Origin of the sequence: Epilithonimonas sp., assembly GCF_032055105.1 — a bacterium.
Classification (GTDB): Bacteria; Bacteroidota; Bacteroidia; order Flavobacteriales; family Weeksellaceae; genus Epilithonimonas.
Window position 1 is genome coordinate 1 of the sequence record NZ_DAMBRK010000029.1, and the last position, 15,695, is coordinate 15,695.

General features: G+C 34.9%; 14 protein-coding genes. 9 read left to right on the top strand and 5 right to left on the bottom strand.

All coding sequences use genetic code 11. The features are described from left to right. Window positions 1-273 precede the first annotated feature (273 nt). The 5 genes from RTY06_RS15740 to RTY06_RS15760 all read left to right on the top strand — a co-directional run bounded on the left by RTY06_RS15740 (window position 274) and on the right by RTY06_RS15760 (window position 6,602). On the top strand, window positions 274-1,302 hold the full coding sequence (locus RTY06_RS15740) for a nucleoid-associated protein (protein WP_312825919.1): 1,029 nt from the start codon (window positions 274-276) through the stop codon (window positions 1,300-1,302). A gap of 173 nt (window positions 1,303-1,475) precedes the next feature. Beyond that, on the top strand, window positions 1,476-1,835 hold the full coding sequence (locus tag RTY06_RS15745) for a hypothetical protein (RefSeq protein WP_312825920.1): 360 nt from the start codon (window positions 1,476-1,478) through the stop codon (window positions 1,833-1,835). Window positions 1,836-2,136: 301 nt separating this feature from the next. Further along, window positions 2,137-4,521 carry a TonB-dependent receptor gene (locus RTY06_RS15750; RefSeq protein ID WP_312825921.1) on the top strand — a complete coding sequence of 795 codons (2,385 nt, stop codon included), beginning with the start codon at window positions 2,137-2,139 and terminating at the stop codon, window positions 4,519-4,521. 27 nt (window positions 4,522-4,548) lie between these two features. After that, on the top strand, window positions 4,549-5,109 hold the full coding sequence (locus RTY06_RS15755; protein WP_312825922.1) for a hypothetical protein: 561 nt from the start codon (window positions 4,549-4,551) through the stop codon (window positions 5,107-5,109). 158 nt (window positions 5,110-5,267) lie between these two features. Then, entirely contained in the window at window positions 5,268-6,602 is a 1,335-nt protein-coding gene (locus RTY06_RS15760; protein WP_312825923.1) for a trigger factor, read from the top strand. 239 nt (window positions 6,603-6,841) lie between these two features. On the opposite strand, the gene RTY06_RS15765 is transcribed toward RTY06_RS15760, so the two are convergent. After that, on the bottom strand, window positions 6,842-7,723 hold the full coding sequence (locus tag RTY06_RS15765) for a M23 family metallopeptidase (protein ID WP_312825924.1): 882 nt from the start codon (window positions 7,721-7,723) through the stop codon (window positions 6,842-6,844). 186 nt (window positions 7,724-7,909) lie between these two features. On the opposite strand from RTY06_RS15765, the gene RTY06_RS15770 reads away from it, so the two are divergent. Beyond that, entirely contained in the window at window positions 7,910-8,926 is a 1,017-nt protein-coding gene (locus RTY06_RS15770) for an NAD(P)H-dependent glycerol-3-phosphate dehydrogenase (protein ID WP_312825925.1), read from the top strand. A gap of 236 nt (window positions 8,927-9,162) precedes the next feature. After that, complete coding sequence (locus RTY06_RS15775; RefSeq protein WP_312825926.1) at window positions 9,163-9,501, top strand: DUF1232 domain-containing protein; 339 nt, start codon at window positions 9,163-9,165, stop codon at window positions 9,499-9,501. 56 nt (window positions 9,502-9,557) lie between these two features. Here the strand turns inward: RTY06_RS15775 and RTY06_RS15780 are convergent, their stop codons facing one another. From RTY06_RS15780 to RTY06_RS15790, 3 genes are all read right to left on the bottom strand, one after another. Further along, the gene (locus RTY06_RS15780) at window positions 9,558-9,806 is read right to left on the bottom strand and encodes a NifU family protein (protein WP_116032951.1); all 249 of its coding nucleotides are present in this window, start codon (window positions 9,804-9,806) and stop codon (window positions 9,558-9,560) included. A gap of 4 nt (window positions 9,807-9,810) precedes the next feature. Continuing rightward, a complete protein-coding gene (locus RTY06_RS15785; RefSeq protein WP_312825927.1) occupies window positions 9,811-10,920 on the bottom strand; it encodes an Mrp/NBP35 family ATP-binding protein in 1,110 nt (369 codons plus the stop codon). Between the two features lie 637 nt (window positions 10,921-11,557). Further along, window positions 11,558-12,793: a dicarboxylate/amino acid:cation symporter gene (locus RTY06_RS15790; protein ID WP_312825928.1), complete on the bottom strand. Its 1,236-nt coding sequence runs from the start codon at window positions 12,791-12,793 to the stop codon at window positions 11,558-11,560. A 422-nt stretch (window positions 12,794-13,215) separates the two neighbouring features. Here RTY06_RS15790 and RTY06_RS15795 point away from each other — a divergent pair, with 422 nt between their 5' ends. Both RTY06_RS15795 and RTY06_RS15800 read left to right on the top strand, forming a co-directional pair. Beyond that, complete coding sequence (locus RTY06_RS15795; RefSeq protein ID WP_312825929.1) at window positions 13,216-14,040, top strand: UDP-2,3-diacylglucosamine diphosphatase; 825 nt, start codon at window positions 13,216-13,218, stop codon at window positions 14,038-14,040. A gap of 142 nt (window positions 14,041-14,182) precedes the next feature. Next, the gene (locus RTY06_RS15800) at window positions 14,183-15,151 is read left to right on the top strand and encodes a glycosyltransferase family protein (protein ID WP_312825930.1); all 969 of its coding nucleotides are present in this window, start codon (window positions 14,183-14,185) and stop codon (window positions 15,149-15,151) included. A 108-nt stretch (window positions 15,152-15,259) separates the two neighbouring features. On the opposite strand, the gene RTY06_RS15805 is transcribed toward RTY06_RS15800, so the two are convergent. Continuing rightward, window positions 15,260-15,397, bottom strand: a complete 138-nt coding sequence (locus RTY06_RS15805; protein WP_312825931.1) for a hypothetical protein — start codon at window positions 15,395-15,397, stop codon at window positions 15,260-15,262. Window positions 15,398-15,695 lie beyond the last annotated feature (298 nt).

Here is a 15,695-nt window from a genome sequence, read left to right on the forward strand (position 1 = left end):
TCTTCTCATAAAAAATGCCCCTAAAAAGTGTATAACTTTTTGGGGGCAGTCCAAGCTTGGGGATTTTTATTAGGAGTCTGTTTTTGGCAAATAGTTTTTCTAACTTGATTTTATTTATTCAGTGAATCCAAACAGGAAAGATTTATATTATGATATTCAAATATTAAGAATTTTTTTTATTGATGAGATTGCTTCACTTCGTTCGCAATGACATTATTTCATTCGTTAGAAAACCTTAGAATAATTTATCTTTGCAATCCTAAACAACAAACAATGTTTTCAAAAATTACAGTTCACAGAGTCGGGAATAAAATCAATGGAGAATCTCTAACGCTTTCTCAGGAGGAGCTTCAGCTGGATGAGGAGATGAAAGAATTGCTGGGGAATTACTTCATCAGTGCTTTTAAATCTGAGGAGCAGTTTCAGTTTTACAGTGATTCTTATTTGGTAAACAATCCTGTTTATAGTTCTGTGTCGGAGATTTTTGAAGATAAAGCCAAGTTCCAATGGGAATCTGAGAATATTGCCAAGCATCTATTTGAAGCGGCGGAGAATCCAAGAGTTCAAGCAGGTGAGATGTTTCTGGTTTATTTTGAAGGCGAAGTTTTTGAGTCTGCTGATGGGCAAAGTGAAAAGACGGATTCTATCGGGATTTTCAAAACCGAAAAAAGAGAAGGTTTCCTGAAAATCAATCCTCAGGACGAATCTTTTGAAATCGAAAGAGATTTCGGAATCAGTTTATCCAAGATTGATAAAGCGGCTTTGATTTATAACAGCGAAAAAGAAAGTGGCTATGTTTTGTCTGTTGTAGATAATAACAAAAACGGCGATATGTATTACTGGTTCGAGGATTTCCTAAAAGTAAAACAGCGCGACAACGAATACTTCCATACACAGGAAACTTTGTCTGTTTACAAAGATTTCATTACCCAAAAATTACCTGAAGAATACGAGGTTTCCAAAGCAGACCAAGCAGATTTCTTGAACAAGTCCATCAATTTCTTTAAGGATAAAGAAGAGTTTAAGTACGATGATTTTGTAAAAGAGGTGTTGGTGGATGATAATGTTATCGAGAGTTTTTCCAACTTCAAATCTGATTATGAAAGCGATATGCAAATTTCGATTGCAGAAGATTTCCCAATTAATAATCAGGCGGTTAAAAAACAACAGCGACATTTTAAATCGATTATTAAACTCGATAAAAATTTCCATATCTACATCCACGGCGACAGAGACAAATTGGAAACCGGACAGGATGATAAAGGGAAATATTACCGTTTGTATTTTGAAGAAGAGAAATAGGATTTTGTAATTCTTGGAAGGAAATGTCTCTCGCAGATTTGGCAAATCAAGCAGATTTTTTGGAGTCATCTGCAAAATATGAGAGGCTTTTTCAGATTCATTTTAAAGTCTAAATATTTTTAGGATTTAACATAATCTCTATTTTTCACAAAAAATATTCTACATTTGCATTGATGTTAATCAGAAGGAACAAAGTTGTTAAGAATTTTATCTCGGTATTTTTTGCCGCGATGTATCTTTTTGTGGCTTTGTTTTCTTCAAAATTACACAATCACGAAGGCGAATCTTACTTCAGAGATTCCGGATTCAAAAAAACGGAGAAAAGTATTTCCAAAGAAGTTTCCAAAAGTCAATCCGGAGATTGTTTGGCTTGTCATTTTCTAGCGACTGGAAACTCATTGGTTCCGGAAGAATTCGTTTTTCATTTTGAAAACCATACCAACGAAGCACAACAAACTTTTTCTGTACAGGAAAAAATATGGTCAGCGACCAAATACTCTTTTCAGCTTCGCGGTCCTCCATCTATTTCATAATTAATCTAAATCCAGGAAAAAGTCTAGAAGACTCAAGCTTAATAACTATCAATTGATTGATGTTTTGGAAACTGTGAGCTTTTGTAATCTTGTCCTTGAAATAGATTTAGACCAATTTTTTATCGACTATTTTAATTTTCATTAATTAAAAAATGAGCCTTTGAGGTTTGTTTTGGATATTGATAGTAATTAAAATTTGTACATTTTTATTTGTGCGAATCCGTCGATAATTACAACAAATTTCAAGATTTTTTTATAGATACTTTTTTACAAAGAAAAGTATGCAATCTTTTATTTTACAATGAAATTGATATATAGTTTATTGTTCATCTTTTGTGGATTGACAATTATAAACGCACAGAAAACATATACTGTCCAAGGGACTATTCAGGATTTTCACGACAAAACGATGTTGGAAAATGCTGTGGTAAAAATCGGAGAATTCTCCACCAGAACAGATAAAACGGGAAAGTTTTCTTTTAAGCAAATTCCTGCAGGTCAGTACAAACTCATTGCAAAACATCCTGATTGTAGTGATTATACTGAAAATGTAGGAGTTACAAAGGATGTTCATTTGGCGATTACCTTGGAACATCACAGCAACGAAATCCAAGGTGTAACAATTCACGGCAATCATAAAACCAAAGGTTCTATGATTGTGAGAACATTGGATAAAACGGAAATCGAGAGGAATTCCACGGAAAATCTTGGGAATCTTTTATCAAAAATTTCTGGAGTATCAGCTTTGAAAACAGGAAATAATATCACAAAACCTGTTATCCGAGGTTTGTATGGGAGTCGAATTTCTATCGTAAACAACGGTGTGAAAATGGCAGAACAGGAATGGGGTGTAGAGCACGCACCGAATATCGATGTCAATGATTTTGAACATATTGATGTTGTGAAGGGCGCATCCGCTTTGAAGTACGGGAATGAAGGTGTTGGCGGTGTTGTCATTCTAGAGCCTGCGAATCTGCCAAAAAAAGATACCGTGATGGGGAGTGTGAGGCTTTCGGGGATTTCTAATGGAAGAGGCGGAGAAATTGGTGCTAATGTTCTCAAAGCCTGGGAAAACCAATGGTTTGTAAAAGCCGGCGGAAGTTATCGGAAAACGGGTGACGAGTATGTGCCACATCATACGTTGCAAAATACCGGAATGGAATTTAATTCTTTTAATTTCTCGTTCGGGAAGCGTAGTTTTCTGCAAGGTTTTGATGTGTCGTATAGCGGAACCAATCAGGAATTTGGGATTTACAAGGGTGCACATTTGTCAAGTCCCGAGGACTTTTACAATGCCGTTAATTTTGGACAGCCTTACTTTTTGGACAACTTCAGTTATGATATAGACCATCCGAAGCAAGAAGTGGAACATCATATTGCAAAATTGACTGCTTACAGACGTTTCGCAGATTTCGGAAAACTGACCTTTCAATATAGCTTTCAGCTTAACAGAAGAAAGGAATATGATATCCGAAGAGGCGAGCTGAATGAGTTACCTTCTATGGATTTGAGACTCATAACACATTCGGCGAGTTTGGTTCATTTGCTGGAGCGTTCCAATTGGAGTTTGGAAAGTGGAATCTCCGCGGGTTATCAGGATAATTATCCAAATCCTGCGACCAAAGCCAGACGTCTAATTCCGGATTATTACAGATATGATGCAGGCGCTTTTTCAGTTTTTAAATATAAATTCAATTCTAAACTTAATGGAGAAGCTGCTGTAAGATATGACTTCAGCAGATATGATTCTTATAAATATTATGACTCTGATAAATGGGAAGCCAATTATGCCGCAATTTTCTCACAATTTTTTGTGCAGGAATCTGGCAGTAGAACTTTGACAAGACCTATTTTGGATTATCATAATTTGTCAGCTAATCTTGGATTGGATTATAAACCGACTCAGGATTATGAGTTTAGACTTAATTTATCAAGAGCGGAAAGAACACCCAATCCTGCAGAACTTTTCTCGGATGGATTGCATCATTCGGCAGCCATTATGGAAGAAGGAAATCTGAACATCAAGAAAGAAACGATTTATAATATTAATCTTTCATTGGCAGGTCATTTTGATGTGTTGAGAGGATTACATTTGGAAATCAATCCTTACTTGATGTATTCTGACAGTTTTGTGAACCAAGTTCCAAGCAGTGTTCTTAATACCAATAGAGGTGTTTTCCCAGTTTGGACTTATCAGCAAATCAAAGCCAGAATGATTGGAGTTGATGCCGATGCAGAATTGTCTATTTTGAATAATCTGAAATGGAAATCAGGTTTCAGTATTCTAAGAGGTGACGACCTTTCTAATAATGAACCATTGATTCTAATGATGCCTGCTAAATTGAGAAACTCAATCGAATTGACGCTTAATAAACCAAAGAATTTCTATATCGCTTTGGAGAACGAAAATACATTCAAACAAAATCGTTTTCCGATAAGAAATCTTCCGGTAACTTTTATTAAAGATGGCGTAGAGTATAATGAGACAGTCGATTTCAGTTCTACACCTGCGGCTTATACTTTATTTAATGCTTCAATTGGAGCCAACTTATTTAAAAATCTGAATTTTAATTTCAGAATCAACAACCTATTTAACACAGAGTATCGTGAATATCTGAACAGGCTGAGATATTATATGTACGAGCCAGGAAGAAACTTCGTCTTAACTCTTAAATACAATTTTTAATTATTACAACTTAAAATTTAAATCAAAATGAAAAAAATATTAAATATAACACTAGCACTTTTAGCAGCCTTTTTTATCTTGTCTTGTAGAAATGATGACGATGCAGTTCCGGAAGATGTACACGAGCACGACGAAATCGGAAAAGTGGTTTTAACATTGACTAATAAAGCTGATGCTTCTGATGTGCAAACTGTCAATGTAATTTCTGGAGTTGCAGACGGACATTTACATTTGCACGCTGGTGATACTTACACCGCAGTATTAGATTTCCAAATCAAACACGACGATCATTACCATTCTTCTGATGAGATTGAGGAAGAAAAAGACCACCACTTTATTACATTTGGTCCAGCTAACGCGGATATTGTTGTAATGAGGGCTGCAGACGATATTGTAAGAACAGACGGTCAAAAATTAGGAATGAAAACAGAATGGACTGTTAATTCTACTCAAGAAACTGGAAAAATGAATATCAAATTAATCCACGGTCCTTCAACAGTTAATCAAAACTATCCGTCAGCAACCAACCAATTAGGTCAGACAACTGGAGGTGAAACAGATGTTGATATTACTGTGGATGCTCATTAATCCCAAGATCATTCAAATATATCTAAATAAAGATGTCTTTTGTAAGGCATCTTTATTTTTTTAATGAAATTTTATGATTTTTTATAAAATTCAAGCTTATATTTAATTTTGAAGTTCCTCAGAATTTGACTACTTTTGCAACCTAAAAATTTCAATTAATGAACGTTACAGCTAAAAACCACGATGAGGTAAGTGCATTACTTACAGTGACATTGGAGAAAGCAGATTATAAGGACAAAGTAGAAAAGCAATTAATCAACTATGCAAAAAATGCACAGGTTCCTGGATTCAGAAAAGGAAAAGTGCCATTGAGTATGGTTAGAAAACAATATGAAGCAGGAATTGCTTTCGAAGAAATCAACAAGCAGGTTTCTGAAGCGTTGAACGGTTATGTAAACGAAAACAAACTAAGATTAGTTGGACAACCAGTTCCTCAACCAGTTAACGATTTCAATCACAATGCTGAGTCTTTGTCTGTAGCTTTTGAAGTTGGGTATGAGCCAGAATTCACTGTGGATTTGACTAAATATGAAGCGCCTCATTACAAAGTAGAAGCTTCTGACAAAGAAATATCTACAAGTGTAGAAAATATGCAAAAGCGTTTTGCAGAAAGAGTAGCTGAAGAGAAAATCGGTAAAGATTCTTACGTTGCTCTAGAGGTTTCTCAAGTTGTAGAAGCTGATGCAGAAGGTGAGCACAATCACGCTCCAAAAAACATCACTGTTTCTAAAGAGCAAAAAGAAGCTTACGATTTGGTTAAAAAATTGAAAAAAGACGGTTCTGTAAAAGTTTCTAAAGAAGATTTAGTAGCTAAAGAAGAATTGGCAAAACAATTAGGATTCAGCAAAGAAGTAGCAGAACACCTTCACCATAACGAGGTTGAAGTAACTGTAAAAGATATCTACGGATTGAACTTGGCAGAACTTAACCAAGAATTGTTCGACAAAGTTTATGGTAAAGATGTTATCACAACTGAAGAAGAATTGAAAGCTAGAGTTAAAACTGAATTGGATGAGTATTTCCAACAAAATGCTGATGTTCATTTCGTAAACAAAATTCTAGAGCAAATAAACGAGAAAGAAGAAATCAAATTACCAGAAGAATTCTTAATCAAATGGTTGTTGTTCTCTAATCAAAATATCACTTCTGAAGAGCAGGCAAAAGAAATCCTTGAGAACGAGAAAAACATTATCAAAGGTCAAATCCTTGAAGGAAAATTGATGAACGATAACGAAATCAATTTGGATTATGCAGAAGTTCTTGGACAAGCTGAGCAATTGGTAAGAAACCAGTTAGCAATCTACGGAATCCACCATTTAGGAGATGATGAAGTTCAAAAATATGCAGCAGAAATGTTGAAAGATGAGAACCAAGTAAGACAAATCTCTTCTGAAGTTGCTATGGCGAAATTGAAAGACGTAATCTTGGAGAAATCTAAGAAAAACGAAACTGCAATCTCTCACGATGAGTTTCTTGAAGTATTGAAGAAGTAATTTTTTACAAATAAATACAAACGCCCGATTCTATTGAGTCGGGCGTTTTTTATTTGATGATATTTCGAATGAAATTAACCTTAACCAAATTCAATTAATTGAATCTTTGGAAACTTTAATCTTAATAAAATCTTTGCGTAAAAGTTAATTGAAAGAACTTTACTTCAATTTGTAATGTCAGTCTGAGGTTCTCGAAGACAATCCAATTATCAGTCTGAGATTCTCGAAGACCTATTGAATTAAAAATTCAAAAACAATCTAGGATTAATCGGCTGATTATTTTTATGAACTTCATAGTGAAGATGAGGTCCAGTAGAACGTCCAGTATTGCCGGATTTAGCGATGATTTGATTGACTTTCACTCTGTCATTTGTTTCAACCAAAAGCTCGGAAAGATGTCCGTACAAAGTCACCAAACCATTACCGTGTTCTATCATAACACAATTTCCGTAACCGCCTCTCACGCCAGAGAAAATCACTTTTCCAGCTGCTGCTGCTTTCACAGGACTTCCGTAAGCTACAGCTACGTCTAATCCTTTGTGGAACTGTATTTGGTCTTTTTCAGCAGGCGCATTGCTGGATGCATTTTTGTCTTCTTTTACAATCGCTTGTCTTTTCACGACATTTCCAAGACTGTCTTTTTCCTCAGCAACATTAGAATTATTGGCAATGTCAGTAGATTTTGGAGGAATAGGGTTTTTTCTGATTCCAAAATTGGAAGAGATATAACCGTCAGTCGGAATTCCCAAAGGAATCTGCTGTAATCTTTGCTCAAGGTCAACCAAATATTGGCTGTATCGATTACTGACTTTTGCCAAGTAAACTTCATTTTCCAAACTATCCTTTGCTAGTCTTTCTATTCTAAGGTCAGAAACATTTTTTGATTTTAGAAATCCGTCAATACTTCTGATGCTTTGGTCAACAAGAGCGAGGTCGGTTTTCAGTTGAAGATGGTCTATGCTGTCTTTTTCATTATTGATTTTTACAATATTGACCTGATAGACTTTATCATCTTTGTCATTATAAAATTTACCGATGACAAGACCTTCAATAAAACAGATAATTAGTAATAATATAAGGACAATATTTTTTTTCTTCTTCGATTTCAGAAATTGGACCATTAATAGATTTTTAAAATGGACTGCAAAAGTAAGGAATTTTTATTTTTATCAATGTTAATCGATATTACGGATGTCTTTATCTATAACAAAAGTTAATTATTCTTAAATTCTTGTTAAAGGAAACTTAGATTTATGTAGATTCATAAATTACCTTAGATTTGTAGTTGCTATTAAAGCCAAACAAAAATGACAAAGAAATTGACTAAAGCAACTAAAAGTACACGCGTTGGAGTTTTAGGAAGCGGAAGTTTTGCAACGGCTATTGTAAAGATGCTTTTGGAAAATTGCAAATCTGTGCATTGGTGCGTGAGAAATGAGTTTGTAAAAGGTGCTATTGAACAGAGAGGGCACAATCCGAGCTATTTGACGACGGTAAGTTTTAATCTTAAAAAACTTCATATTACAACAGATATCAACGAGTTGGTTTCCAATTGTGATGTGATTATTCTGGCGGTTCCGTCTATCTATTTGGCAGAATCTATGGAGAAGCTGACTTGTGATTATCAAGGAAAATTATTCTGTTCTGCTATTAAAGGGATTGTTCCGAAGCACAATGATATTGTAGCGCATTATCTTCGTGATGAATTCAAAATTGGATTCAAAAATCAAGCGGTAATTGCTGGACCTTGTCACGCAGAAGAGGTAGCAATGGAACGTTTGTCTTATTTGACGGTTGCTGTTGCCGAGCAAGATGATGCGGATACCTTGCAAGAGATTTTGTCTTCTTTTTATATTAAAGTCAATACAAGTTGCGATATTCTCGGAAACGAATATTCTGCAATTCTTAAAAATATCTATGCTATTGGAGCCGGGATTGCGAGCGGTTTGGGTTATGGAGATAACTTCATTGCGGTTTATGTTTCCAACGCGATTCGTGAAATGGAAACTTTCCTGGAAGCAATTTATCCGGAACCTAGAGACGTGAATGACAGTGCTTATCTGGGAGATTTGATTGTGACGGCTTATTCATTATTTTCCAGAAACAGAAACTTGGGGAACTTGATTGGTAAAGGTTATACTGTTAAATCTGCAATTCAGTCGATGAGTATGGTTGCCGAAGGTTATTATGCGACTAACGGAATCTATGCTATTTGCAAAGAAAAGAAGCTGAAACTTCCCATTATCAATGCGGTTTATGATATTTTGTATGAAGGGAAAAGCGCAGAGAAACAATTTGCAAAACTGACGGACAAATTGACGTAAATTTTTAAAACCACATAGACACATAAGATTTTGAATTTTAAAATACTTACTAAAGATTAAATAGCTATTTTAACTTTAGTGAAATCTTATTCTAGCATTTTTCTATGTGTCTATGTGGTTAAAGTTTTCAAAAAAATAATGTAAATCTTAAAGAAAGTTAATTAACAATTATTAAAAATACAATGGAATAGAATTTGCGAACTTTGATTCGTTGAAAAATAAACACAAAAACAAAAATGAAATATTCAAAATTTAAACTGGCTCAGGAAGCTATTAAACACAAAGGATTTTTGCAAAAGATTCCTTCTGTTTTCCGAATGATAAAATTGTATTACAAAGGAGAATATAAAATGAAATTCACAGATATTCTGTTGCCTGCTTTGGCTTTGATTTATGTGATTTCGCCTATTGATATCATTCCAGATTTTGTACCTGTGATTGGGGCTTTGGATGATTTAGCAATCTTAGCTTTAGCAATTCCTTTATTAATTAAAGAAGTGGACAAGTTTCTGCTTTGGGAAAGTCAAAGGAATAATCCAAATTCCAAAATCATCGATGCAGAAATCGTAGAGTAACAAAATACTTAGAATAAAAAAATCCCGATTCAAAAACTGAATCGGGATTTTACTTTTTAAACGCTGATAACTTCTTGTATCTCTGGCGCAAATTGCTTGATGGTGTTTTCCACACCCAGTTTCATTGTAGAACTGCTGATACCACAGCTAGAGCAGTTTCCGAGTAGTTTGACAAAAACTTTGTCTTCCTGCACATCTACTAGCTCAATATCGCCACCATCTTTTTGCAAAAACGGGCGGATGCTGTCCAAGGCGTCCATCACTTTGGTTACCAGTTCTTCCTGAATTTGATTTGTATTATCCATTTTATTATTTTTTCTTAGGCGAGCAACCAGCCATTGTTGTGATTTTTACGGCTTCGGTTGCAGGTAGATTTTTGTTTCTTTCAACAAGACTTTCTACCATATTTTGGGCAGTTTTTGTGTAGATTTCAGAGATTTTGGAGTTTTCCTGCAACGCCGCTGGTCTTCCAACATCTCCGGCTTCTCTGATACTTTGAATCAATGGAATCTCTCCCAAAACAGGAATTCCCAAATCTTCTGCCATATATTGAGCACCTTGTTTTCCAAAGATATAATATTTATTGTCAGGTAGTTCTTCCGGCGTAAAATAAGCCATATTTTCTACCAATCCCAAAACCGGAATATTAATACTTTCCATATTGAACATTGCAATTCCTTTTCTCACATCGGCTAGCGCAACGTGTTGAGGTGTACTTACAATCACCGCTCCTGTTACCGGAACTTCCTGAATAATAGATAAGTGGATGTCGCCGGTTCCTGGAGGAAGGTCAATCAAAAGGAAATCCAATTCGCCCCAATCTGCATCACGAATCATCTGATTCAAAGCTTTAGAAGCCATTGGTCCTCTCCAAACTACTGCTTGGTTGGCGCCTGAGAAATATCCAATTGACAGCATTTTCACACCATAATTTTCAATTGGTTTCATCAGATTTCTACCGTTAACTTCTACAGAAATTGGTTTTTGTCCTTCTGTATCAAGCATTGTAGGAACAGATGGTCCGTAGATATCCGCATCCAGCAATCCAACTTTGAAACCCATTTTTGCCAACGTTACCGCAAGATTAGCAGAAACAGTAGATTTTCCAACACCACCTTTTCCGGAAGCGATGGCGATAATATTCTGAATTCCCGGAATTTGTTTTCCTTTGATTTCGTTTGTCGCAGGCGTTGCAGGTAATTCAGGAGAAGTTATTTTCAATTTCAAGTTGATATGTTCCCCGAATTCCGAAGCAAAAGCTTGTTTCATAGCAACTTCCAATTTCTTTTTCTCGTGCATTGCAGGCGAGTGAGATGTCATATCGATATACACATCATCGCCCATCACTTGGAAATTACTCACAAGGTCATCCACTTCTATCTCTTTCAGAAAATCCTGAACTTTTGATTTCGTCAGCATAAAATTTATTATTCTTTAAGTGGCTACAAAATTACGGATTTTAAAATTAATTTAGAATTAATTGAATTTATGATTTTGTCTATGTTGATGATTTTTAACAGGGTTTATGAGTAGTAGGGTTTGAGCATTTTAGTGTTCAGAAAATTAATGATAAGGTAAAAACTCCCATACTCTCAAACATTACAACTCATTTTGGAGCCGGGAACCTGCTGTCCACTATATCTTTTTTGTCATTGCGAACGACGTGAAGCAATCTTTAGAAACTTTCTCCGCAATGACAAAAAAGGATGCCGTTCCCATCAGGGCTATGGGATTTTGCCTTTGAATCAAGATTTGTCATTAATTATAATTTCAGGTATTTCTTTCGAAATCATTACATTTAAGAGATGCTCTCTTTCTGTGGATAATCCTTTTAGAAATTTCATTATATTTTTATCATAACTTCTTTTGGAATAAGAGTAAATGAGTAGAGCTTTCTGATGATTTTCGAGTTCGATTTGTTTGTATCTATAAATGATAAATTCTACGATATCTAAATCTCCATTTTTTTCTACACTTAATAAACAATCAAGAATACTTTCTTTTCCATCTGGACTTTCGATGACATTGAAATTTTATTTTTAGATAAACAGATTCTTTAACTCTCCAACTGTCCTTCCCACTTACTCACAGCAGAAGTCGCCAAGGCATTACCCAACACATTTGTCATACTTCTTCCCATATCGCAGAAATGGTCAATTGGGAGAATCAAAGCAATTCCTTCCACAGGAATATCAAACATTCCACACGCCGCGACGATGATTACCAAACTTGCTCTCGGAACACCCGCAATTCCTTTACTTGTCAACATTAGAACCAAAAGCATTATGATTTGTTGTCCCAAAGGCATATCAATTCCGTAAATCTGAGCAATGAAAATAGATGCAAACGTCATATACATCATACTTCCGTCAAGATTGAAAGAGTATCCCAAAGGCAAAATGAAAGAAACAATTCTGCTGTTACATCCGAATCTTTCCAATTCTTCTACCAATTTCGGGAAAACCGCTTCGGAACTTGTGGTGGAAAATGCAATCAATAATGGTTCTTTGATTCTTCTCAACAAATCAAAAAGTCGATTGCCAAGAATCATATAACCCACCAAAAGTAAAACCAGCCAAAGAACGGCTAAGGCAAAGAAGAAGTCTCGAAGATAGATTGCATAGACTTTGAAAATCTCAAAACCATTGGTTGCAACAACTGCAGAAATCGCTCCGAAAACGCCAAGTGGAGCAACCCACATTATGTAACCCACCATTTTCAAAATAGCGTGAGCAATCACGTCCAAACCTTTGATGACAGGTTTTGTATAGTCTTCGCCCATTGCAGACAATGCAATTCCGAACATTACAGAAAAGACAACAATCTGTAAAACTTCATTAGTCGCAAAAGCTTCAAACAAACTTTTTGGGATGATGTGTTTTACAAAGTCTTCCATAGAAAATCCTTTGCTGTTACTCACGATTTCGGAAGCCGAAGATGCATCTTGGATCGGGAGTTGTGTCACGTGGCCTGGTTCCAGCCAATTCACTAAAACCAATCCAATCATTAATGAAACCAAAGATGCTGTAATAAACCAAAGCATCGCTTTTGTACCAACACGACCAACCATCTTGATATCGCCCATTTTTGCAATCCCAACCACCAAAGTCGAGAAAACCAAAGGCGCAATAATCATCTGAATCAGTCGGATAAAGACGGTTCCAAGAAGTTTGATGTTTTTTGAAAAGTCATCTGCCGAATCGGGATATTTGGTGTGGACAACTCCTCCTAAAATAACTCCCAAAATCAATGCAAAAATAATTGCGAAAAACAGTTTGTTTTGACCTTTCATAACTTTCTATTTATTTAAATATTTTGAACACAAAGTCCACTGAGATATCATTTATTGAATGTTTTAAGGCTCACAAAGGCGTAAAACTTAACAAAGAATAAATTCTCTTATAAGCGAAGCGACTTTGTGAAATATTGAGCATTATTTTATAAATTCTTTGTGAGCTCTGTGTTGCAATAAAATTTTAAAACTTCTTTAATATAAATTGTAACTGAACAAAACTAATATTTTTGAGAGAATAACCACCAATATTTTAAATTAATATTAAGTGAATCAGTGAAAAAACAAGATTTCTCATCAACAAAAATAAAATAGCATTCACGCTCAGTTTAAATTAGATTTCGTTCTTTGTACAAATCTGATTATTGATGAAATCGCTTAGGCGATTGCATATGGCCTTTGGAAAAAAATATAATCTACATATGAAAAGAAATGTTGAGATTGTCATTATTTCTGATGTACATCTTGGAACTTATGGTTGCAAAGCCAAAGAATTACTGAGATATCTGAATTCTATCCGTCCAAAAACATTGATTTTGAACGGTGATATCATCGACATCTGGCAGTTCAAAAAATCTTATTTTCCGAAGTCTCATCTCAAGGTTATTAAAAAACTGATTTCTTTTGCGACCAAAGAATCGGAGGTTTTTTATATCACAGGAAATCACGACGAGGCATTCAGAAATTTTACAGATTTCGAATTAGGGAAATTGAAGTTGTGTAACAAACACGTTCTGAAACTTGGTGAGAAAAAAGCTTGGATTTTTCACGGTGATGTTTTTGATGCATCGGTTCAACATTCCAAATGGATTGCAAAACTCGGCGGTCAAGGTTACGATTTGCTGATTGCGATTAATAATCTTGTGAATTGGGGATTGGAAAAAATGGGAAGAGAAAAATATTCCTTCTCAAAAAAAATCAAGAATAATGTCAAAAAAGCCGTGAAATATATCGGTGATTTTGAATTAACCGCTTCCGAACTAGCGATTGAAAATGAATTTTATTATGTGATTTGCGGACACATTCATCAACCTCAAATCCGAGAAGTGGAAAGCAAAAAAGGAAAATGTATTTATCTGAATTCTGGAGATTGGGTGGAAAATCTTTCCGCTTTGGAATATCATAATGGCGAATGGAAATTGTTTGTTTATGAAGATGAAAAGCATCTTTTGAACGACGAAGAACCGGAAGAACTAAAGGAAATCAACAGCGAAGAACTGATGAAAATTGTGACTCAGATTGCATGAAGTCTTCGAAAGCATTAGACTGACCCTGCTAAAACATTTAATATTAGAAATGTCACACTTTGTCATCTTGAGGTTCTCGAAGAGTTGTCGAAGTTTCTAATTTAAAATTATAAAAACACCAATATTTATTTTTTGAAGCCATATGAAAATATTATATGCATTCCAAGGCACAGGAAACGGACATCTTGCAAGAGCTCAGGAGATCATCCCGATTTTGAAAAAGCACGCTCTTGTTGATACTTTAATCAGTGGACATCAGACCCAATTAAAGTCGGATTTTGATATCGATTTTCGATTCAAAGGGATTTCTCTGCTTTATAACAAAACAGGTGGATTGTCTTACAAGAAAACGTTTTTTGAGAATAATTTTTTTAAAGCTGCGAAAGTCATTAAAGATTTAGATTTGAATGCTTATGACTTAATCATTAATGATTTTGAACCATTGACAGGCTGGGCGGCAAAATTAAAAGACCTGCCGATTGTAGAACTGAGTCATCAAGCATCTCTGACCTTTAAAGAAACGCCGAAACCTGAGAAAAAAGATTGGTTTGGCGATATGATTTTGAAGCATTATGTACCTTGTGATAAGAAAATCGGGTTTCATTTTGAGAATTATAATTTGCATATCAAAAAGCCGGTTATCAGACAAAAAATCAGAAAACTAAATCCAGAAAATAAAGGCCATTATCTGGTTTATCTTCCAAGTTTTTCGGATGAGGTAATTACTAATTTCCTTACAAGAATAGATGTGGAATGGAAGGTTTTCTCAAAATATGCCAAGCAACACCAGAAGTTCAACAATGTGGAGATTTTCCCAATTGATGAAACAAAATATCTGGAATTGTTCGAGTCTTGTGAAGGTATTCTTTGTAACGCTGGCTTCGAAACACCTGCAGAAGCGCTTTTTATGAATAAGAAATTATTCGTTATTCCGATAGAAAATCAGTATGAGCAAGAGTGTAATGCGTTTGCACTGGAAAAAATGGGTATTGCGACGTCAGAAAAATTAGATCCTGTGAAAATCAGAGACTGGATTTCGTCCAGCCAACTTATCGAGGTAGATTATCCGGATAATATTGAAAGTATTTTGACGAAAGAGATTTTGTATTAATAATCAATCATTATGAAATCAAGATTTTTGAACACAAAGAAAAAATCATCAATACAATCAGTTGTCGGTGGAGATTGATATTGTTTTTTAAGTTCTTCAATTCTGCTTTTAGACATTTTTCTTGTATTTTTTCTGGGACAATTCCCATTCTTTTTCCTGTTCCCAATTTTGAAGATATTCTTCGATGTCGTTTTTGTAAAATTTAGATTTCTTATAAGTCTCAAATTGTTTGATTTTAAATTTCATAAATTAATCCTTATCAACAAAGTTTTGTTTTATAACGGAATATTTTTGAATTGTGAGTAAAAATATTGCGTGTATAAATAGGAATATCCAAAATTAGCAGAATCCTTTGTTTTCTAATATTATTCTGTCTGGCTCCTGCGACGTTGCATTAATTCTGACGATGAACATTAGAACAAAAATAATAAGGAATTTGATTTTCATTTCGAATGATTAGTAAACCTCAAAAATAGAAAAAACCCCTGAAAAATAGACTGCACCCAAAAGTTTAGACAAAATTAAATAATATTTTGATAGGAAA